Genomic DNA, 20,251 nt, shown 5'->3' with positions numbered 1-20,251 from the left:
AGCAACCCTTTATTCCAATGCCCGGTCAGCAATGTCGGTATTAACGAGATCTTCATAATCGATGCGCTCAGGCAATTCTCCGGACTCCTCCATAATATCTTGGAGATGGTGCCATCCTTCTTCATCAATATAAGGGTCTTCTGCAAAGGAATCTTGAGCGTCATAGCGTTCAACGACGTTAGCAATGACGTCTTCCGATGTTTCATCAAAATAAGGGGCAATGGATGCGGCGACCGTCTCTGGTGATTCGTTTTCCACGAATTGTTGTGCTTCATAGATGGCGCGGTTAAAACGAACGAGCACATCTTCATCTTCTTCGATCATGCTTTCCTTCGTAATGAAAGAGGTATATGGGAGCGTGCCGGATTCTTCACCGAAAGAGGCGACGACATGCCCGATGCCTTCTTCTTCGAATTCAGTGGCATTTGGTTCGAATAATTGCACAAAGTCCCCACTACCGGACGCAAATGCACCGGAGATATTTTCAAAGTCGACACTTTGGTCCAGCTCTACGTCTTCGTGAGGATCAATCCCGTTTTGGCGGAGGGTATATTCACCGGCCATTTGTGGCATGCCACCTGCGCGTTGTCCCAAGTATGACGTTCCTTCAAGATCTTCCCAAGAAAAGTCCGGCATCGGCTCTCGGGAAACGAGGAACGTGCCATCTGTTTGCGTGAGCGCCCCAAAGTTGACAACCGGATCACTTGGGTTTTGCGCGTGTACGTATATGGATGTTTCCGAACCGACAAGCGCCACATCTGCACTATCCGATAGGAGCGCAGTCATGGTCGTGTCGCCGCCCCAAGTAGTTGTAAGATCAATGTCAATGTTTTCATCGGCAAAAAAGCCCTCTTCAATGGCGACATAAAGCGGGGCATAGAAAATGGAACGTGTCACTTCCGCCACTTCTACCGTGTCGTCGTCGCCATCATCGCCGTTGGAACAAGCGGTTAAAATGAAAGGCACAGCAAGTACCGGAGCCAATCCCCGTCGGATCCATTTATTCATAATAATCATCTTCCCTCCTTGCATCGATACCGCATCTTATGCGTGCTTTGGGTGTTCGGTGATGCCCAGAAAGGATTTTTGAGTTTTGGAAAAAATAGGGCGGGTGGGCGGATGTGGCGTCAAGAACGGGAGCAGTGCTATTCAAATGGCATTCAAGTAGCGCTGAGAGTCCGCACCCCCGCATTCTGAGGACTCAAATGGCATTCAAGTAGCGCTAAGAGTCCGCAACACCTAATCTCGAGGGTTAATCTGATACTGAGCATTGGTATCCAGAGGTTTTAATGCGTTGGAGTCAATGTTCCGTGAAAGATACTGTTGAACGCTACTATGCCTATGATTGTGTGTTGGTATTGGGGGCTACTTTCGATTTGCTCTTATCCTTTGCGCGATAAGGATTCTGCGACAGCGAAATTAGCTCAAGTGGACAGACCAAGGACAAAATGACGGACGATACCAAAATTTTGTCTTCAAAAGGGGTGAATGAAGCCGGGGATGAAAGAAAAAAACCGAGGAAAGGAAAGAACCTTTCGCTCGGTTTAAAGAAGTGGCCCGGCATTTCGAATGTTTTCCGGGACGTGTGTAAATCGTTCAAAATTGCGGTGGAATTTCGAGGCAAGCTCTTTTGCTTTTCGCTCATACTCTTCCAGGTCATTCCACGTTTCACGTTGTTGTAAAACGTTGTCGGGAACGCCCGGGCAACGAGTGGGAACATGGAGACCGAAAATAGGATCCATGACGGATTCTACCTGATTTAGTTCTCCTTCAAGCGCTGCGTGTACCATTGCTCTCGTGTGCGCCAAGTCGATGCGATCGCTCGTGCCATAGCTGCCGCCGGCCCAGCCGGTGTTGATAAGGAAAACATTGGCGTCATGCGCATCGATTTTTTCGCCAAGCATTTCCGCGTATACGGATGCGTGGCGGGGCAAAAACGGTGCCCCAAAGCAACTGGAGAAGGTAGCTTCCGGCTCGGTAATGCCTCGTTCCGTGCCCGCTAGCTTACTTGTGTAACCACTCAGAAAATGGTACATCGCTTGCTCCTTCGTCAGCTTGCTGATTGGCGGGAGCACGCCGAATGCATCAGCCGTAAGGAAAATGATCGTGTTCGGGTGGCCTGCTTTTCCCTGCGCAAGCATGTTATCGATGTGCTCGATAGGGTAAGCGGCGCGTGTGTTTTCCGTATAATACGTATCGTCGTAATCAGGCAAGCGTGATTCTTCGTCTACTACAACGTTTTCTAAGACCGCTCCAAAGCGAATGGCATGGTAGATATCCGGTTCTTTTTCCTCGGAGAGCTGGATGCACTTTGCATAACAGCCCCCTTCAATGTTAAAAATACCGTTTTCGGACCAGCCGTGTTCGTCGTCTCCGATGAGAAAGCGATTGGGATCAGCGGAAAGCGTTGTTTTTCCTGTTCCCGATAATCCAAAAAAGAGGGCGACATCCCCTTCTTTTCCGGTATTCGCCGAGCAATGCATCGGCATAACTTCCCGTGCCGGCAAAAGATAGTTCATCACGGAAAAAATCGATTTTTTCATTTCACCGGCATATTCCGTACCACCGATGAGGATCACTTTTTCTTCAAAAGAAATAAGGACGAATGCTTCCGACCGAGTTCCATCCACTTTTGGATCCGCTTTGAATCTGGGGGCGGAAACGATGGTGAAGCCATCTTCTGCAGCTGGATCTTCACCGATGTTCGGGCGGACAAATAACTGGCGGGCAAATAAATTGTGCCACGCATATTCATTAACCACTTTGAGCGGCAAACGATAACTTTGATCTTTTCCGGCATAGCCGTGGGTGACAAAAATCGCTTCTTGTTGTCCAAGATAATGAAGCACTTTGCGATAAAGCGCAGAAAACACTTCACGATCAATCGGCGCATTTACCGGTCCCCAGTCGATGTCCTCGCGGGTAGATGGTTCATCGACAATAAATTTATCTTTAGGAGAGCGGCCGGTATATGTCCCCGTCGTCGCCGCGAAAGCACCGGCTTTCGTGAGAATGCCCTCATCACGCGCGAGTGCCCTTTCCACTAACCTAGGCTCGGGAAGATCGAATTCGGCCTGTCTTTGATTTAAAAGATGGTCCAAGGCTGATGCAAATGAAACGGTACTCATAATCGACAAAATCCTTTCTGTGCTAAGCTGAGGGCATGTAATGATGATTAGATGCAATTAGTATAACACATTTTATCATATAGTCTATACTATTTTCGTGTAAAAAATTTGTGTCTGTTAATGAAATGATTGGAACTTCGGATATCAAGCGATTGAATCCGTCTTGAGCCGTTGGCCCTTTAGAGTGTATTGGTGTCATTCGGCATGGATCGGATTCTTACCTTCTATTTTGGGAGATCGCACCGATGACAGATCACTGAAAGCCGTTTTGCGTTCTATTATCAGCGATTGTTTCCTTGTGTATGAACGCCTTGTATCTTTTTTTCTCGACATAACTGTGTTAAAATCATATGGAAATAACGATTGCGACTTTGATGCGACAGGTATTAAAGTACGCTCTTATCAAGAGTAGGCGGAGGGACAGGCCCTTGGAAGCCCGGCAACCATCCCCACGGGGGAAAGGTGCCAACCTGGCAAAGTGGCAGATGCTTTGCAAGATAAGAGGCGAAAAAGGTAAGAACGATAACCCTTTTCCCTCGGGAAATCAGGGTTTTTTTTAATTCTCAATTCACCACACATATAGAACGGATCATCGAAGGAGGAGGACGATGGAAGCGAATGGACGCAGACTCTTTACGTCTGAATCAGTCACGGAAGGCCATCCGGATAAAATTTGTGACCAGATTTCCGATCGAATTCTGGATGAAATATTAAAAAAAGATCCAAATGCCCGCGTTGCTTGTGAAACGGTGGCAAATACGGGGATGATTCTGGTGACAGGAGAGATTACGACGACGACATATGTCGATATCTCCAAAGTCGCCAGGGAGACGTTGAAAGATATCGGTTATACACGTGCAAAATTCGGACTTGATGCCGACACGTGCGCGGTGATGACCGCAATTGATGAACAATCTCCCGACATTGCCCAAGGGGTTAACACTGCTTTGGAATCGCGGGAAGGCAAAATGTCCGAGGAAGAAATTGAGGCAATCGGTGCCGGAGACCAAGGGTTAATGTTTGGTTATGCTGATGATGAAACCGAAGAGTATATGCCGTTGCCGATTTTTTTGGCGCACCAATTGGCACGACGTCTGTCAAAAGTGCGAAAAGATGGAACGATTCCTTTTTTGCGTCCGGATGGAAAGACGCAGGTAACGATTGAATACGATAAAGAGAACCGGCCGCTGCGTGTAGATACGATCGTTATTTCCGCACAGCATCAATCGGAAGTGGCCATGGCCAGGCTTGAAAAAGAAATAATGGCTCACGTTATCTTGGAAGAGGTTTCGGAGCATTTAATCGACGAAGAAACCAATATTTTTATTAACCCGACCGGTCGATTTGTGATTGGCGGCCCGCAGGGAGATGCAGGGCTGACAGGACGGAAAATCATCGTGGATACGTATGGCGGCATTGCGCGTCATGGCGGAGGTGCTTTTTCCGGGAAAGACGCGACAAAAGTGGATCGCTCTGCTTCCTATGCTGCCAGGTATGTTGCGAAAAACATTGTTGCCGCAGAACTTGCAAAAAAATGTGAAGTGCAAATTGCTTACGCAATCGGCGTTGCCCGCCCGGTTTCCATTTCTATTGATACGTTTGGAACAGGTAAGGTAAAGGAGAGCCTTCTTTTGCAACTCGTGGAGAAACATTTTGATCTGCGACCGGCCGGCATTATTCATATGCTAGGGTTGCGGCGCCCGATTTATGGCCAGACCGCTGTTTATGGTCATTTTGGGCGAACGGATATTGATCTCCCTTGGGAACGTACGGATAAAGCCACGTTGCTTAAAGAAGATGCTTTTGTAGCGGAAGCGAAATAAGCGAAAAAACACCGTTGAGAACCGGATGTTCCAACGGTGTTTTTTAATGGAATCTTAAAAGGCCCAGTCCCCGTTTCGGAAAACGGGCTCTCGTGTGCCGTCTTTATGAATGCCATCGATGTCCATATCCGCATCTCCGACCATGAAATCAACATGGGTGATGCTTGTATTGAGGCCTTTTTCCTCCAATTCTTCTTTTTCCATGTCCTTGCCGCCTTCAATGTTGAATGCGTAGGCACTCCCTAAAGCGAGGTGATTGGAGGCATTTTCGTCGAATAGCGTGTTGAAGAAAATAATATTTGTGTCTGAAATGGGGGAACGGTGTGGAACGAGGGCAACTTCTCCGATATAAGAAGCGCCATCATCTCCTTTCAGCAATCGTTGCAATGTTTCTTCGCCTTCTTCTGCTTGAAAATCAACCACTTTCCCGTTTTCAAACGTTAATGTAAAGTCGCTGATCAAGGTTCCGCCATAGTTGAGTGGTTTTTTACTGGAAACTTTTCCGTTTACACCTTTTTTCTTAGCGGCAGTAAAAACTTCCTCGGTCGGGATGTTGGCAACGAAATTTACGCCTGCTTTGCTGACGCTTCCTCCGGATGCCCAAAGGTGCGTTTCAGGAAGCTCAATCGTCAGATCGGTTCCTTCTGCTGTATAGTGCAAAGCATGAAAATGTTTGCTGTTTAGGGCTTCCATTTTTTCGTCCAACGTTTTCAAGTGCTCCTGCCAAGCGGTAACAGCGTCGGGTTCGTTTACGCGAGTTGCGTCAAAGATTGCATTCCATAATTTAGAAACGGCTTCTTCTCCCTCGGCTTCCGGAAAGACTCTCTCTGCCCATTTCACGGAAGGTACTGCAACGATGGACCAGCTCACTTTGTCCGATTGAATGTAGCCTCGAAAGCCTTCCATCGCTTTCCCGCTCGTTTTGTTGGCAGTGGAGACTTTTTCCGGGTCGATGCCTTTCAGCAGGTCGGGATCCCCGCCGGTAATGGTTAAAAAAGCGGCGTTATTTTCCGCTTCCTCTTCCATTGCCTGTGCGTACCAGTTCGGAAATTCGGAAAATGCTTCTTCGGGAGCGAGTTCAAATTTCAAGCGTGTAAGTTCTTCATCGCTCCAATCGACACGAACGTGTTTTGCGCCTGCTTTGTACGCTTTTTCCGCGACGATGCGGACGAAATCAGCGGCAAACAACGGGGAACGTATAAAGAGTGTTTGCCCTTCTTGAATGTTGACACCGACGTTTAAGGCGATATCTGCATAGCTTTCGATTTGCTCTTGAAATGTCGTCATCTGTTTCCCTCTTTTCGTATGTATTTTTTATGTTTCTTTTTCTGCTTTTGCATAGGTTTTCCCGCGCTCTACATATGCTTCGCGCACACGCTTCATTTCTTCGAAATCATCCTCATTTAGGTCGCGAACGACCCGTGCGGGACTTCCCATTGCGAGTGTTCGCGGCGGGATTTTCGTTCCGGGAGTGACGAGTGCGCCTGCCGCGACAAACGCCTCTTCTCCGACTTCAGCGCCATCGAGCACCGTTGCTGTCATGCCGATCAAAGCTTTTTGGCGGATCGCACATCCGTGTAACACAACTTGATGCCCGGCGGAAACATCATCTTCAATAGTTAAAGGATGTGCAGGACTTTGATGAAGCATACATTGATCCTGTATATTGACGCGATTGCCAATAACAGTTGGCGCGACATCGCCTCGAATCACCGTGTGAAACCATATGCTGCTGTCACTTCCAATCGATACATCGCCGGTAACGACAACACCGTCGGCGATATAACAACTTTTTGCAATTTCGGGGAGTTTATCATCATACGGATAGATGATCATCATGCTTTCCTCCTTTGCTAAGTGTGAGAAGGGGAAATGATGTGCTTTCCCTATCATTTATTATATCAGAAATGAGGGATACACACTTTCGCATCTGTTTTGGCATGATGATGCAGACATTTAAAAAGGTTTCATTGTAAAATCAATGATGACGCTAATCCTTGTAACATTGTTTTCATGCTTTCATTCCTGGATTTATGTGATTTTTTCTTACCTTTTTTATATGAATATCATGCACAATTGAAACGATCGGACGAATGAGCATTTGCAAACTCCCAATAACAAATAACACCGTTCCGGCAAACATTGTGTCATCATTAAAAAATAAAAAACTCCCGGTCAGGAATACCAAGCCAAGCAGTAAATCATTGATTTGGTAGAGAAATTTGTAGAAAGCAGTAATGCGCTGTTGTGCATGTTTCAAATGTAAATCAAGTTCTTCGGCAGGTTTGAACGCCATCCTATCATCCCTTCTTGTCCATTTGCCACTAGATGTTTTTCAGTTCGTTTGTATAAGAGTAACATACGTACGATCGCAACGCTTCTAATTTCTGAAAATACCGTTTAATATAACAGGGCCTAGCGGAGAGTGGCTGAATTACTCGGTCACCCAGCATCGGACAAGCCCCGCGTCAATCGGCCGCAAGCAGCCGCCCATCGATCTGTTTTCGGCGATCATCCAGATTTCAGAACGATAGAAGCCTGCGCAAAGAGGGCAAACTAAATCAAACCCGTACCTCAGTGGCTTTTGTTGGTGTGATCTTTTATTTCTGCCATGCTGCACTAGCGGAGGAAAAACACGGAGACTGTGGGAAAGCGCAGCGGGAAGACCCCGCAGAAAAAAGCGAACTTCTTTTTTGCCGATAAGCCAAGGTTTCTAACGAGGGGGCTGAGCGCAAGCCCACGGAAAGCGTCGTGTTTTTCCGTAGTGTTTGTCATCAAGTACACCTAGTTGTCAACCATATGTTTTAGTGTTGACCCAATATCCGAATACAAGGCCAAGACACGTGTTGGACTATGTATTTGTACCGGAATAAAAATAACAGGGAAAAACTTCATGGCACATTTGTGATACCAGTTCGCCATGAAGTTAATAACAATGATGGTAAATAAAGCATACAAGTTTTGTGTCTATCCGAAATGGAAAAGCACTTGCCCATAATTATCGGCAATTTTTAAATACTTTTATAGATTTTAGGATGTATTTTGGCGTGAAAAAGCTGTCGATATATGGTGTAATAGGGAGAGGGAATGGTTTGATTGATGGGAGGGGGAACGATTATGCGAATATGGAAATGTGAGAGTCCGATCGGTATCATTGTTATTGTACATGGAGCAGGGGAACATTATGGACGCTATCAATGGTTGATTGAACGATTAAATAAAGAACATTTTCATGTCGTTGCAGGCGATCTTCCCGGTTTCGGAAGGACGCGGGGGAAAAGAGGGCATATTGATCACTTTAACCAATACATTGAGTCGATCCATCATTGGTATAATGAAGCGGCCGTTTACGACTTGCCCGTCTTTCTTTTCGGACATAGCCTTGGAGGCCTTGGTGTTATCCGGACAATGATGGAAAAACAATTGCCTGTTCGAGGTGTCATTTTGTCTTCGCCATGTTTGCATCTCTATGATCCGCCGAAGAAAGGGTCGACATTGATCGCCAGAGGCTTGCACAAAGTTATCCCGACGTTTAGCATGAAAACCGGAATCCGTGCGGAACAAGTGACACGAGACGAAGAAACGAAGAAAGAGTTGTTAAAAGATGAATTGTATGTACATCACGTAACCGTCCGTTGGTATCAAGAGTTGGTGAAAGCGATGAAGACGAGTTTGGAACATGCCTATCAATTTCCAAACGTCCCGCTCTTGACCTTGCAAGCGGGGGAAGATTATCTTGTGGATAAGAGAGTGACGCATGAATGGTTCAACCGATTGCGACTTGAGGATCGTGCTTTGCGTGAATGGCGGGGGCTATATCACGAAATTTTCAGCGAGCCGGAGCGGGAAGAGGTTTTTCGCTTTATGCTTTATTTTATTTGGCAAAGACTGGGACGGTTGTAAGAGGAATGTACATATGACAAAGGAGTGCCGCGTACAGGTGCGACACTCCTTTTCCAAAAGCATTTAAAAGTTATTGTTCATGGTTTATCAGGTTGATGCCCTACAATGAATCTCTCGAGAAACACATCCAGAATGCCGGCCATTTTATTACGGCGCCACAACCCAAACTGTTTTGCGCTCCCTCTATTTAGGGATTGCTGAACAACTTGCAGCTATCAGCTGAAGCCGGGATGCCGCTTCCATGGCTTCGCTTTCCGCGGACGAACGGTCAAGCCTCCTCGCGCAAAACCGGCGCTGCGGGGTCTTGACGCGTCCGTTTTTCCGCTGGAGTCTCGCCATTGCAGCACCATCCCTTCGTACGTTGCCAGAAGTACAAGGGTTTTTTGCTTATAGGATGGATTTCCTTGCATCCAGTTTTGCCAACACCAACGGAAAATACTTATGTGCCAGTCTTTTTCCGTTATTTTGCACTCCCTCTATTTAAACCATCCTTTCTCTTTAAATCGGGCAATCGCTTCGATCCGGTTGCTTACATCGAGTTTATCCAAGATAACGGAAACGTAATTACGGACGGTGCCGCTCGTAATCGAAAGTTGATTTGCGATTTCCTTCGTGTTTTTTCCGTCGGCAATCAGTTGAATCACTTGTCCTTCGCGCTCTGTTAACGGGTTTTCATTGTCATATGCCATGTCTACAAGTTCCGGTGCATATATTTTTCTGCCGGCCGTAATCGTTCGGATAGCGTTTGCCAGATCCTCACTCGGACTATCTTTTAACAAATAGCCGCTTACTCCCGCTTTACGCGCGCGTTCAAAATACCCGGCGCGGGCAAAAGTGGTGAGAACGATGACTTTGCACGAATGGTCCTTTAGTTCTTCTGCGGCATCCAATCCGCTCTTGACCGGCATTTCGATATCCATGATACAAACATCAGGCTGATGGTTTCGCACGAAAGTCAACGCTTCGCCGCCGTTGCGCGCCTTACCGACAACGTCCATATCTTCTTCCAGATCAAGCAAAGAGCCAAGCGCGCCCAGGAGCATTTGCTGATCTTCGGCAATAATAATGCGAATCATGGTGATTCCCCCAATTTCGTTTGTTGAACAACATGGGGCACTTTTATTGTTAGTGTCATGCCATTGGTTGATTCTTTGCTCAAGCTGCCATTCACAAACTCCAAACGCTCTTTCATCCCTTCAAGGCCGCTCTCCATGGTCGTTTTCAGATCTGCAGGGATTCCAATTCCATTATCCCGGACTTTCATTACCAATTCATTCGAAGAATCTTTGACGGAGAGCTGGCATAAAGAGGCCTGGCTATGTTTCACGATATTTGTCACCGCTTCCTTCAAACACATGCTTAACACATTTTCGACGAGTAAAGGTGTGCTGCTTAGCTCAGTATCGCCGGTAATCGTGAAGTCAATGTTTGTCGCTTTAAGAATTTCCCGGGCACGGGTAACTTCATCTTTCAGTTTGGTTCCTTTCATATCAGAAACGATCTCACGCACTTCATTCAAAGCCGTTCTTGCGGTATGATGAATATCTTCGATTTCCGATTTGGCAGATTCGGGGTTAATATCGAACAATTTAGCGGCCAAATCACTTTTAAAACCAATGAGGGAAAGTTTTTGTCCCAGTGTATCATGCAAGTCACGGGCAATTCGTTGCCGTTCCTCAACGACCATGAGTTGCGAAATCTTTTCATTGGCGTCTTCCAACTGATGTTCCAACCGTTCCCGTTTGTTTCGGTTGTACATAACAAAAGGGAGAAGAATAACACCAATGACGCTGATCAAAATAAACGGCAACTGCATAAGAAAGGTCTCGCTTTGCAGGAAAAAGCCGGCAGTAATTGCAAAAATGGTCGTCGTAAGATGAATCACATATAACGTGACAAAGCCGCCTTTATTTTGGATATTCCCAATGAAAAAAGCCAAAAAAAGTGCGAAATAGACATAACCGAAATACATCGTCATTCCGATGTTGATGGTCATTTCAATGCTCAATGTTAGGTAAACGGTCCAGCCCCTTTTAATAAAAGACAATCGGTATGCGGTGAAAAAAAGAACCAACAGAATAAGGCCGATGGTTACTTCAAATGATGAGGATGAATGAATAATAAAAGAAAAAGGAAGCAGGCAAAAAATCAGCCAAGCATACAAACTAAGCCCGGTGTTTTTCGGAAAAATATGAAACCAGTTTTGCATCGAGGATCCCCCTTCCTGTAAGTATACCATAGGAAAAGCCTCCCGCTTAAAACGGAAGGACTTATTTTTGTTGTGCGCTTGAGGGTCGCTGCTTAAATTTTGTGTTTGGTTTTTTGAGCAAATCCTTCATTTCTTTAAAACTTACGAACGTTTGGTTCGTTTCGTCATATAATCGAAATCGAATCGATTGCAGGCTGGAGGCCATGGTGATCGTCGTTGCTTTTTGAAGTGGCGGAGTGTTTGCATGTGTTTTTTCCAAATTGTAATTCGGCACTCTCGGGCTTAAGTGGTGAACGTGATGGAAGCCGATGTTGCCGGTGATCCACTGCATGATTTTCGGGAGTTTATAATAGGAACTTCCATCAACGGCGGCTTTGACAAAATCCCAGTCCTCTTCATTTTCAAAGTAGGAATCCTCAAATGTATGCTGAACATAGAATAACCAAATTCCGAGGGATCCCGAGATGAATAGGATGGGCAGTTGTATAATGAGAAAAGCTTGCCAACCGATGCCCCATATTAACAGCGCATAAATTGATGCAATCGAAACGTTGATCACATACGTATTCAGCCTCTCTTTTCGTTTGGCTCCTTTGCGATTAAAGCGGTTGGACAGAAGGAAAAGAAAGAGAGGCCCAAATCCGAACAGGATAATTGGATTTCGGTATAGGCGATATGCAAATCTTTGCCAAAACGAAGCATTGATATATTCATCGACCGTCATCACCCAAATATCCCCGGTGCCTCGCTTATCTAAATTGCCGCTGGTGGCATGGTGCATCGCATGACTACGTTTCCATTTTTCAAAAGCAAAATGGGTAATAACCCCAGTGATCGTACCAACTATGCGATTGGTCTTTGTTTTCTTGAAAAAAGAACCGTGCGTACAGTCGTGGAAAATAATGAAGATACGCACGACAAAACCGGAGGCGATCACTGCCAATGCAAGTGTTAGCCAGATGGAAACCGATAAACTTTGATAGGCCAAGAACCAAAGTAGTATAAACGGCAAGATGGAATTCACCAACTGCCAGATGCTGGATTTCGTATTCGGGTTGGCAAAAGGCGCGACACTCTTTTTTAACTGTGCCTGTTTTTGTTTACTCATAAGCTTTCCCCCGTGACGATTAATAGCTATCATCATCGTAGGGGAAATCGTAAAGCTTTGTAAGACATAGATGTCAAGGATGGGGGATGATAAGTGTCATGGGTGGGGACAGAACGGCGGACATTTGTTATAATCGTTGTAATAATATAATAGTTATAAAAATACAAAAATGACTATATTATAAAGGAGGATGAATATAACCATGGCGGTGTTAGATGTGGAAAGAAAAATTACGAATGTCGGAAGATTGAACGGCATCACGTTACCAGAAGAAGTGTTAAAACACTTGAAAGCCGGTTGAGGCGACTCAGTGAAGTTCACATTAAATGATGATGGTACCGTATCCATAGTAAAGAAAGTCGATCAAACCATTTCTAGTAAAGCCGCAGCGTTATATCAAAGTTTAGCCCGAAATCATTGCTCTGCTAATGCGAATAAACGAACGTCGCATTTGGCAACTTTCATGTTTCTGTACAAAAACGGTTATGAACGAAGTACATCAGCAGATGAAATGGTCGATTTTACGTTACGCGTTGTCATTGAGCATCTTAGTATTGAAGAAATCAGCGAATGGATACAGGTTCACTCAAGAAAAATGTAGGCGTTTCCATGAATAATTATCCGGGTAAGCTTTTTACGACAGACGCCTTGTTTGAATCGCATAATCCGCTACATTCAACTCTACATCCTCTCCAATTGCCATGCGCGCGAGAACAGAACCTAAGTATGGTCCCATCGTTAAACCGGTTGCGCCAAGGCCATTGGCGAAAACAAGGCCGCTAAGCCCCGGCAACCTCCCGAATACAGGCAGGAAATTCGGGGTGAACGGACGGAAACCGACGCGTGTGTCGGTCCATTCTGCGTCGGCAAGGCCCGGTGCAACCTGTAACGTTTTCGATAGGATCTCGTGAACCGGCCCCGCAGTTACTCGTTCATCAAAACCGGCATCGTTTTCCTGCGAGGAACCCGCAACGATCCGTCCCTGTTCAAAGGGAGCGATGTATTGCTTGCCGGGCGGGATCACGATCGGCCAATCCCCTGTCTTTGTATGGGGGAGGTGCAGGTGGAGGATTTGTGCTTTTTGTTCTGTCACTTGTACATCAATGCCGGAGGGACCCATCAAGGACTGCGCCCAGGCGCCGGCGGTGACAACGACCGTATCACCGGATATCTCTTTTTCGTTGACTTTGACACCGGCTACGCTAGTTTCTTCTTTTAACAGTACAGCATCTCCTTTGATAAAGGCTGCCCCTGCCTTTTCTGCGCTCCTCAACAAAGCATCTCGCAACAGACGCCCATCCACACGGGCGGCCCCTTCGGCATAAAGACTGCTGTATGGTCCATCACTAAGCAGCGGAAAACGTTCCTTCGTTTCTCGAGGCGATAAAAGAAGGAGTTCGCCGATTTCCGGTGCTTCTTGTCGCTTGATTTTCGCCCGTTCCATTGTTTCCCTTAATTTTTTTTCGTCGGTATGGAGGCGAAGGGCGCCGACCCGTTTATATCCGGCGTTCGTTTCCCCGTCTTTTTCCAGTTCTGCAATGACTTTGGGGTAGTAAGCAGCACCGTTTTTCACAAGTGTATACCACGCTTTATTTCGACGTTGGGAGAGCCACGGGCAAATCATCCCCGTAGCCGCTGCAGTTGCTTGGCCGTTGTCTCCCCGGTCGACAATCGTCACAGCGTGCCCTTCTTTTGACAAGTGATAAGCGGTAGAGGCACCGAGTATCCCGGCGCCAACGATGATAATGTGCATGCTTTGACATCTCCAACTTATAGTTTTTCCAGTGCAAGCAAGAACGGCGGGTGATTGTTACGATTGCTGAATTCATAACGTGCGACCAAGACATGTTCCTGATTGAGGGAGGATGTAAAAGAAAGAAGAGCATCGCGTTCCTTTTTTCCTTCTTCGTGTCCGTGATAGATGACGAGAACGATCAATCCTGTGGTCGGCATGATTGTAAGTAATTGGTTGATGGCAGTGATCGTTGATTCACTGTTTGTGGTGAGGCTTTTGTTGCTCCCGGGTAAGTAGCCAAGATTGAAAATGGCTGCTTTCGGAGCGGCATACCCTTTGTTTTTAAACATTTCTTCTATATAAGTATGGCTGTTTTCAATTAGTTCCACATGTTCATCAAGCTTTTCTCTTTGCAGTCGAGTTCGTGTGTTATGGATTGCTTGATGTTGAATGTCGAAACCGACGACGTATCCTGTAGCGCCTACGCGTTTCGCGAGAAAGACGGTATCATGCCCGTTTCCCGTCGTCGCATCTACTACCGTGTCCCCGTGCGAGATCGTTTTTTCCAACAAATGATGAGCAAACGGAATAACTCCATATAAACGCATGGACGCACCTCTCAATTTGTTCATTGTAGCATGCTGCTGTAAGCACTTAAAGCATCCAAAACCAAGCGGCGATTATCATCATAATCATCAACAGAGCTCCAAACACAATGAAAAGCATGTTTTTTAATAATTGGCCCTCTTGTGAACGGATATTACACAGGGATGCACCTAACATTACCCGCGAAGGCGAAGCCATGGTCGCATGGGAAGCACCTGTATTTTGTGCATAGGCTAATAATTCCGGGGGAATGCTTAACTGATGTGCTGTTTGCACCTGCAAGTTGATAAACATCGCGTTTGCCCCTGCATTGCTTCCGGTGAGAAAGCCGCCTAATGCTCCGATAAAAGGGGAAATAAGAACAAAACTACTGCCCAATACGCTCGCGGCGATTGTTGCAATCAGTGTCGTCATCCCGGAAGCAGCCATAATTTCAGCCATTGCGACGAAGGAAGATGTTGTGATGGCAAAAGGGATCCACTGTTGCAAGGTCGCTTTAAAAGCGTGCTGTATGATTTTCCTATTGATTTTAAAGATGATGATCGTAAGGACACAAGAAACAAATAACCAGAAGCCCGGCGAATATATCAGTGCCAATGAAAACTCGTACTCAGGCAGATCGACGACGAAATGGGAGGATAAGAATTGTTCTGCAGACGGTACCAATCGGGAAATCATAATGAAAATGGTTAATAAAAGATAAGGACTTATTGCTTTTAAAATATTTACAGGTTTCGGTACCTCGTCGGTTGCCGTTTGATTTTTAGCCTTTATTTTAATGACGGAAAGCCCGATGCCTATAGTCATTAAAGAAGCTAAAACTCCTGCCAATTCAACGCTTATGTAAGCATTGAAAAGTAAAATCGAAGTATTGAACGTTAAAAGTAACAATGCTGTTTCTTTCCAATTTTTTCGTAGCGCTTTCCAGCCGCCGGCAATATAGACGGCAATAAGGACAAAATAAATGAATATCGGGATGCTGATGATCGCACTTCCTAGCCCCAAATCTTGAAGGGAAATATTGCCTGACTCAGCTCCAATCAACGTTCCGGTAGCAAGCGCGCCCCAAGGTACGGCAAGTAAGCTGACAAGCCCAATCAAAGCAGCTTTCACACGGGAAAATCCTAATGCAATCAAGATGGGTGCGACGACTAAAAATGCGGTGCCAAATCCACTCGTGGATTCTATTAAAGGAGAAAAACCTACGATCAATAGGAGCATCTGCAAGATCTTGTCATCTGTTGATCGGGAAATAAAAAGCGCAATAGCATCGATGGCTCCTGCTTTATTCATAAGATGAAACAGGAAGATCCCAAAAAATAAAACATAAGCGGCAATGAACGAAATTAATAACCCTTTGATAGAGGCTTGAAAAACCCCTTCCATGTCCAACGAAAATGAAGAAGTCAAAACGGTAATTAAAACGGCGACCCCATAAGCAAATAAGCCTGCGCGCAAAGACGATTGCTTCAAAACAAATAATAAAATAAAAACGCCAAGGATAGGCACGATAGCAATCAGGAATTCCACGATTTCACCTCGATGGCAAAGGTTAAACGATATACGGTATAATCTTAATACGCTCGTTAATGAAAGGCAAGATGAACGATAGGAGGTACTACGTATGCGAATGGTAGATTTAATTGCAAAAAAAAGAGATGGTGAAACACTGGCAATAAAAGAAATTGATGATTTCGTCCGGGCATACACAGAAGACCGGATTCCGGACTATCAGGCATCTGCGTTTGCCATGGCGGTTTATTTTCAAGGTATGAACGAGCAAGAAAGTGCAGCGCTCACGAAAGCGATGGCAGCATCCGGCGACCAATTGGATTTGTCGCGAATTGCCGGAATCAAAGTAGATAAGCACTCGACCGGCGGAGTTGGGGACAAAACGACATTCATTCTCTCGCCAATCGTTGCAGCGGCAGGCGTTCCCGTGGCAAAATTGTCAGGCCGCGGTTTAGGCCATACTGGCGGAACCATCGATAAGTTGGAGGCTTTCCCGGGTTTTGAAACGGAACTGGACGAAGATACGTTTATGAATCTTGTAAACAAATACAAAATAGCGATCGCCGGGCAATCAGGGAATTTGACGCCGGCAGATAAAAAACTGTATGCGCTTCGTGACGTGACCGCTACTGTTAATGCTATGCCGTTGATTGCAAGTTCAATTATGAGCAAAAAAATAGCTGCAGGTTCTGACGCGATTGTGTTGGATGTCAAAGTCGGAAGCGGGGCTTTTATGACGGATCTCCCGGCTGCGAAAGAACTCGCGCAAACGATGGTGAATATCGGCAATGAATTGGATCGGAGAACGGTTGCCGTCATTTCCGATATGGATCAACCGCTTGGCAGCATGGTCGGCAACGCTTTGGAAGTGAAAGAAGCCATTGATGTATTGCAAGGGAATGGGCCGGAAGATATCCGCCGCTTGAGCGTTCGCTTGGCGGCGCACATGCTCGTTCTCGGAGGCAAAGCTGAAGGGGTAGAAGCGGGAGAAGCATTGGCAAACGACTTGATCCAAGATGGACGTGCGCTAAGCCTGTTTCGGGATTTTATCGTGAACCAAGGAGCTGATCCGAGCCTTGTTGATCATCCTGAACGTCTCGTGAAAGCGAATAATATCGTAACGGTACAAGCGACGGCTTCCGGTTATGTCTCAAGCATTGACGCGACAGACATCGGTCGAGCGGCAAGCATGTTGGGGGCAGGACGAATGACAAAAGAAGACAGCATCGACCATGCCGTCGGTGTGGAAATGAAAGCAAAAGTCGGCGATTGGGTGGAAAAAGGGGACGCTCTCGTTGCCTTGCACGCGAATCGTGATGATGTCTCGGAAGTGATCTCGGTCGTAAAAGACAGTTATCAAATCAGTGATCATGCGCTGGAGGAACGCCCGCTCATTTTTCATGAAATGATATAATGGACGTCAGTCATGGTGCCCCAAATGGGTTATCGACTCTGAGGTCGGGCACCATGAGCCTTTTATGGAGCTCGAAAAGCGTTCTCGGACTTAAGGTCGGTCGCCGTGGGTGCGTCGCATCCTCAGATATCAACACTATATCTCCCCAAATCTTGACAACAACAGCGTTCATCCCTACAATGGCAGTATCAAGAAGTACGGGAACATAGTGTATCAATGTTGCGAAACGAGAAAGCGATACATACGTGCGATGATCCCGTCCCTGATGAAGGGGCGGGTTTCATTTTTCTGAGTAAAGGAGGCGGCAGCAATGGCTTTTGCCCATAAAGAAATAGAGAAAAAATGGCAGGATTTCTGGGAACGAGACAAAACGTTCCAAACAGACGGCGATGACCAATCAAAGGCTAAATTTTACGTATTGGACATGTTTCCTTATCCCTCGGGAGAAGGACTGCATGTCGGGCATCCGGAAGGATATACAGCGACAGACATTTTAGCCCGCATGAAACGCATGCAAGGGTATCACGTCTTGCACCCGATGGGGTGGGATGCTTTCGGTTTACCAGCCGAACAGTACGCCCTTGATACGAATAACCACCCCGGTGTTTTTACGGAAGCAAACATCCAGAATTTTCGTCGCCAAATTAAGGCGTTGGGTTTTTCCATCGATTGGGACCGGGAAATAGATACGACGGACCCCAATTATTACAAATGGACCCAATGGATCTTTTTACAGCTGTATAAGCACGGGCTGGCGTATATCGATGAAGTACCGGTGAATTGGTGCCCGGCTCTCGGAACGGTGCTTGCGAACGAAGAAGTTATTGACGGTGTAAGCGAACGGGGCGGGCATCCGGTCGAACGTCGTCCCATGAAGCAATGGATGTTAAATATCACCGCCTATGCTGATCGTCTTTTGGACGATTTGGAAGAAATTGATTGGCCGGAAAGCATTAAAGAAATGCAGCGCAATTGGATCGGCAGATCCGAAGGTGCGGACGTCACGTTTACAGTCGCTGATAAAGAAAAGGAACCGATTCGCGTGTTTACAACCCGCCCCGATACATTGTTCGGCGCCACCTATATGGTGCTGGCGCCTGAACATGAATTGGTGGATAAAATAACGACCGCAGACCAACGCGAAAACGTGGAAGCTTACAAAAAAGCAGTTTCCTTGAAGAGCGATTTGGAACGGACGGAATTGACAAAAGAAAAAAGCGGTGTGTTCACAGGGGCATATGCGACCAATCCAGTGAACGGAGAAGAAATCCCGGTATGGATCGCGGATTACGTGTTGATTACCTACGGAACCGGCGCTGTTATGGCCGTACCCGCTCATGATGAACGGGATTACGAGTTCGCGCGTAAATTCGAGCTGCCGATTCGTGAAGTCGTGACTGGTGGCAATATCGAGGAAGAAGCCTATGCCGGCGAAGGTGAACATGTTAATTCTGATTTTCTCAATGGATTGTATAAGGAAGAAGCTATAACAGAAATCATTGCGTGGCTGGAAGATCGGGATGCCGGTCAAAAACAAATCAGTTATCGGCTACGTGACTGGCTGTTCAGCCGCCAACGCTATTGGGGAGAGCCGATCCCGATCATTCATTGGGAAGATGGTTCCATGTCTGCTGTCGACGAAAACGAACTTCCTTTGGTGCTCCCTGATTTGGATGAATTTAAGCCACCCGGAAACGGGGAGTCTCCGCTCGCGAACTCGACGGAATGGTTGGAAGTGACTGATCCAAAAACGGGAATGAAAGGGCGTCGCGAGACAAACACGATGCCGCAATGGGCAGGGAGCTGCTGGTATTTCTTGCGTTTCATCGATCCGCATAACGAAGAAGCTTTGGCCGACACGGAGAAGCTGAAATACTGGCTTCCGGTCGATATGTATGTCGGCGGTGCTGAACACGCAGTGCTTCACTTGTTGTACGCGCGTTTCTGGCATAAATTTTTGTATGACATTGGCGTCGTCCCAACAAAAGAACCATTTCAGCGGTTGTTTAATCCGGGGATGATTCTCGGCGAAAACAATGAAAAAATGAGCAAATCAAAAGGAAATGTCGTTAATCCGGACGATATTCTTGACAGTCACGGTGCGGATACCCTGCGTTTGTACGAAATGTTCATGGGCCCGCTAGATGCAGCGGTTGCTTGGTCCGAAACCGGATTGGATGGGTCCCGGCGCTTTCTTGATCGCGTATGGCGGCTTTTCGTTGCGGAGGATGGACAGTTGGCTTCTGCTGTTACAGATGAGGTGGGAGATGAACATCCCCTGTGGCCCGTTTATCATCAAACCGTCAAAAAGGTAAGCGATGATTTTGAGCACATGCGCTTTAACACCGGCATTAGCCAAATGATGGTGTTTATCAATGCTTGCTATAAGGCAGAAAGTATCCCGCGGACAGCGATGGAAGGCTTTGTAAAAATGATGTCGCCAATCACCCCACATGTAGCGGAAGAGTTATGGTCTATCCTAGGCTACACGACATCGATTACGTATGAACAATGGCCAACGTATAATGAAGCATACCTCGTTGAAGATGAAGTGGAAATCGTCTTGCAAGTAAACGGAAAAGTACGCTCGAAAGTGAATATGTCAAAAGAAGCAACGAAAGAAGAAATGGAAGAAATTGCATTGGCGGATGAAAAAGTCGCCTCCAATATCGAGGGAAAAACCATTCGAAAAGTAATTGCGGTGCCGGGCAAACTGGTCAATATCGTAGCGAATTAGAAAAACGAGCGAGAGGCAGTGACTTCTCGCTCGTTATTTGCTCGTGAACTTAAATGGCTGATTTATTGTTAGTTTC

Annotated in this window: 17 protein-coding genes and 1 riboswitch; of the genes, 5 read left to right on the top strand and 12 right to left on the bottom strand. The window is 46.3% G+C overall.

Annotated features, from left to right (window positions below; all coding sequences use genetic code 11):
• Window positions 1-9: 9 nt before the first annotated feature.
• Both HUG20_RS15920 and pckA read right to left on the bottom strand, forming a co-directional pair.
• A complete protein-coding gene (locus tag HUG20_RS15920; protein ID WP_246476445.1) occupies window positions 10-1,008 on the bottom strand; it encodes an ABC transporter substrate-binding protein in 999 nt (332 codons plus the stop codon).
• 536 nt (window positions 1,009-1,544) lie between these two features.
• Window positions 1,545-3,128: a phosphoenolpyruvate carboxykinase (ATP) gene (gene pckA / locus HUG20_RS15915; RefSeq protein WP_200085673.1), complete on the bottom strand. Its 1,584-nt coding sequence runs from the start codon at window positions 3,126-3,128 to the stop codon at window positions 1,545-1,547.
• A gap of 396 nt (window positions 3,129-3,524) precedes the next feature.
• Window positions 3,525-3,632, top strand: a riboswitch (SAM riboswitch).
• Between the two features lie 104 nt (window positions 3,633-3,736).
• Between pckA and metK the strand changes: the two genes are divergently transcribed.
• Window positions 3,737-4,951: a methionine adenosyltransferase gene (metK, locus tag HUG20_RS15910; RefSeq protein WP_200085672.1), complete on the top strand. Its 1,215-nt coding sequence runs from the start codon at window positions 3,737-3,739 to the stop codon at window positions 4,949-4,951.
• 54 nt (window positions 4,952-5,005) lie between these two features.
• Here metK and HUG20_RS15905 read toward each other — a convergent pair whose 3' ends face one another.
• From HUG20_RS15905 to HUG20_RS15895, 3 genes are all read right to left on the bottom strand, one after another.
• Entirely contained in the window at window positions 5,006-6,238 is a 1,233-nt protein-coding gene (locus HUG20_RS15905) for an aminopeptidase (protein WP_200085671.1), read from the bottom strand.
• A gap of 27 nt (window positions 6,239-6,265) precedes the next feature.
• Window positions 6,266-6,784, bottom strand: a complete 519-nt coding sequence (locus HUG20_RS15900; RefSeq protein WP_200090549.1) for a gamma carbonic anhydrase — start codon at window positions 6,782-6,784, stop codon at window positions 6,266-6,268.
• 178 nt (window positions 6,785-6,962) lie between these two features.
• A complete protein-coding gene (locus HUG20_RS15895) occupies window positions 6,963-7,247 on the bottom strand; it encodes a YrhK family protein (protein ID WP_200085670.1) in 285 nt (94 codons plus the stop codon).
• 821 nt (window positions 7,248-8,068) lie between these two features.
• Between HUG20_RS15895 and HUG20_RS15890 the strand changes: the two genes are divergently transcribed.
• Window positions 8,069-8,854, top strand: coding sequence for an alpha/beta hydrolase (locus tag HUG20_RS15890; RefSeq protein WP_200085669.1), 786 nt, complete (start codon window positions 8,069-8,071; stop codon window positions 8,852-8,854).
• A gap of 215 nt (window positions 8,855-9,069) precedes the next feature.
• Here HUG20_RS15890 and HUG20_RS15885 read toward each other — a convergent pair whose 3' ends face one another.
• From HUG20_RS15885 to desA, 4 genes are all read right to left on the bottom strand, one after another.
• The gene (locus HUG20_RS15885) at window positions 9,070-9,264 is read right to left on the bottom strand and encodes a hypothetical protein (protein ID WP_200085668.1); all 195 of its coding nucleotides are present in this window, start codon (window positions 9,262-9,264) and stop codon (window positions 9,070-9,072) included.
• A 66-nt stretch (window positions 9,265-9,330) separates the two neighbouring features.
• Window positions 9,331-9,930 (bottom strand): response regulator transcription factor, encoded by a 600-nt coding sequence (locus HUG20_RS15880; protein WP_200085667.1) that lies wholly within the window; start codon window positions 9,928-9,930, stop codon window positions 9,331-9,333.
• On the bottom strand, window positions 9,927-11,063 hold the full coding sequence (locus HUG20_RS15875; RefSeq protein WP_200085666.1) for a sensor histidine kinase: 1,137 nt from the start codon (window positions 11,061-11,063) through the stop codon (window positions 9,927-9,929). Before HUG20_RS15875 ends, HUG20_RS15880 begins: the two co-directional genes overlap by 4 nt.
• A 61-nt stretch (window positions 11,064-11,124) precedes the next feature.
• A complete protein-coding gene (gene desA / locus HUG20_RS15870; RefSeq protein ID WP_200085665.1) occupies window positions 11,125-12,171 on the bottom strand; it encodes a Delta(5) desaturase DesA in 1,047 nt (348 codons plus the stop codon).
• Between the two features lie 310 nt (window positions 12,172-12,481).
• On the opposite strand from desA, the gene HUG20_RS15865 reads away from it, so the two are divergent.
• A complete protein-coding gene (locus HUG20_RS15865) occupies window positions 12,482-12,772 on the top strand; it encodes a type II toxin-antitoxin system death-on-curing family toxin (RefSeq protein ID WP_200085664.1) in 291 nt (96 codons plus the stop codon).
• A 33-nt stretch (window positions 12,773-12,805) separates the two neighbouring features.
• Here the strand turns inward: HUG20_RS15865 and HUG20_RS15860 are convergent, their stop codons facing one another.
• Genes HUG20_RS15860 through HUG20_RS15850 form a run of 3 tightly spaced genes read right to left on the bottom strand, consistent with a single transcriptional unit; the run spans window position 12,806 to window position 16,042 of the window.
• Entirely contained in the window at window positions 12,806-13,924 is a 1,119-nt protein-coding gene (locus HUG20_RS15860; protein ID WP_200085663.1) for an NAD(P)/FAD-dependent oxidoreductase, read from the bottom strand.
• A 17-nt stretch (window positions 13,925-13,941) separates the two neighbouring features.
• Window positions 13,942-14,514, bottom strand: a complete 573-nt coding sequence (gene mnmM, locus HUG20_RS15855) for a tRNA 5-(aminomethyl)-2-thiouridylate-methyltransferase MnmM (protein ID WP_200085662.1) — start codon at window positions 14,512-14,514, stop codon at window positions 13,942-13,944.
• Window positions 14,515-14,560: 46 nt separating this feature from the next.
• Window positions 14,561-16,042, bottom strand: a complete 1,482-nt coding sequence (locus HUG20_RS15850) for an L-lactate permease (protein ID WP_200085661.1) — start codon at window positions 16,040-16,042, stop codon at window positions 14,561-14,563.
• A gap of 94 nt (window positions 16,043-16,136) precedes the next feature.
• Here HUG20_RS15850 and HUG20_RS15845 point away from each other — a divergent pair, with 94 nt between their 5' ends.
• Both HUG20_RS15845 and leuS read left to right on the top strand, forming a co-directional pair.
• On the top strand, window positions 16,137-17,438 hold the full coding sequence (locus HUG20_RS15845) for a pyrimidine-nucleoside phosphorylase (protein ID WP_200085660.1): 1,302 nt from the start codon (window positions 16,137-16,139) through the stop codon (window positions 17,436-17,438).
• Between the two features lie 310 nt (window positions 17,439-17,748).
• Window positions 17,749-20,175: a leucine--tRNA ligase gene (gene leuS, locus HUG20_RS15840; protein ID WP_200085659.1), complete on the top strand. Its 2,427-nt coding sequence runs from the start codon at window positions 17,749-17,751 to the stop codon at window positions 20,173-20,175.
• The last annotated feature ends 76 nt before the right edge of the window (window positions 20,176-20,251 follow it).

It is taken from the genome of Salicibibacter cibi (genome assembly GCF_016495865.1).
GTDB classification, from domain to species: Bacteria; Bacillota; Bacilli; order Bacillales; family Marinococcaceae; genus Salicibibacter; species Salicibibacter cibi.
This window is presented reverse-complemented; position numbering and strand designations above follow the sequence as displayed.

Bases quoted from the DNA above. Each gene is read 5' to 3' on its own strand.
- leuS (WP_200085659.1), top strand. From the start codon at position 17,749: ATGGCTTTTGCCCATAAAGAAATAGAGAAAAAATGGCAGGATTTCTGG.
- HUG20_RS15920 (WP_246476445.1), bottom strand. From the start codon at position 1,008: ATGAATAAATGGATCCGACGGGGATTGGCTCCGGTACTTGCTGTGCCT.
- metK (WP_200085672.1), top strand. From the start codon at position 3,737: ATGGAAGCGAATGGACGCAGACTCTTTACGTCTGAATCAGTCACGGAA.
- desA (WP_200085665.1), bottom strand. From the start codon at position 12,171: ATGAGTAAACAAAAACAGGCACAGTTAAAAAAGAGTGTCGCGCCTTTT.
- mnmM (WP_200085662.1), bottom strand. From the start codon at position 14,514: ATGCGTTTATATGGAGTTATTCCGTTTGCTCATCATTTGTTGGAAAAA.
- HUG20_RS15905 (WP_200085671.1), bottom strand. From the start codon at position 6,238: ATGACGACATTTCAAGAGCAAATCGAAAGCTATGCAGATATCGCCTTA.
- HUG20_RS15885 (WP_200085668.1), bottom strand. From the start codon at position 9,264: ATGCAAGGAAATCCATCCTATAAGCAAAAAACCCTTGTACTTCTGGCA.
- HUG20_RS15890 (WP_200085669.1), top strand. From the start codon at position 8,069: ATGCGAATATGGAAATGTGAGAGTCCGATCGGTATCATTGTTATTGTA.
- pckA (WP_200085673.1), bottom strand. From the start codon at position 3,128: ATGAGTACCGTTTCATTTGCATCAGCCTTGGACCATCTTTTAAATCAA.
- HUG20_RS15860 (WP_200085663.1), bottom strand. From the start codon at position 13,924: ATGCACATTATCATCGTTGGCGCCGGGATACTCGGTGCCTCTACCGCT.
- HUG20_RS15875 (WP_200085666.1), bottom strand. From the start codon at position 11,063: ATGCAAAACTGGTTTCATATTTTTCCGAAAAACACCGGGCTTAGTTTG.
- HUG20_RS15845 (WP_200085660.1), top strand. From the start codon at position 16,137: ATGCGAATGGTAGATTTAATTGCAAAAAAAAGAGATGGTGAAACACTG.
- HUG20_RS15880 (WP_200085667.1), bottom strand. From the start codon at position 9,930: ATGATTCGCATTATTATTGCCGAAGATCAGCAAATGCTCCTGGGCGCG.
- HUG20_RS15895 (WP_200085670.1), bottom strand. From the start codon at position 7,247: ATGGCGTTCAAACCTGCCGAAGAACTTGATTTACATTTGAAACATGCA.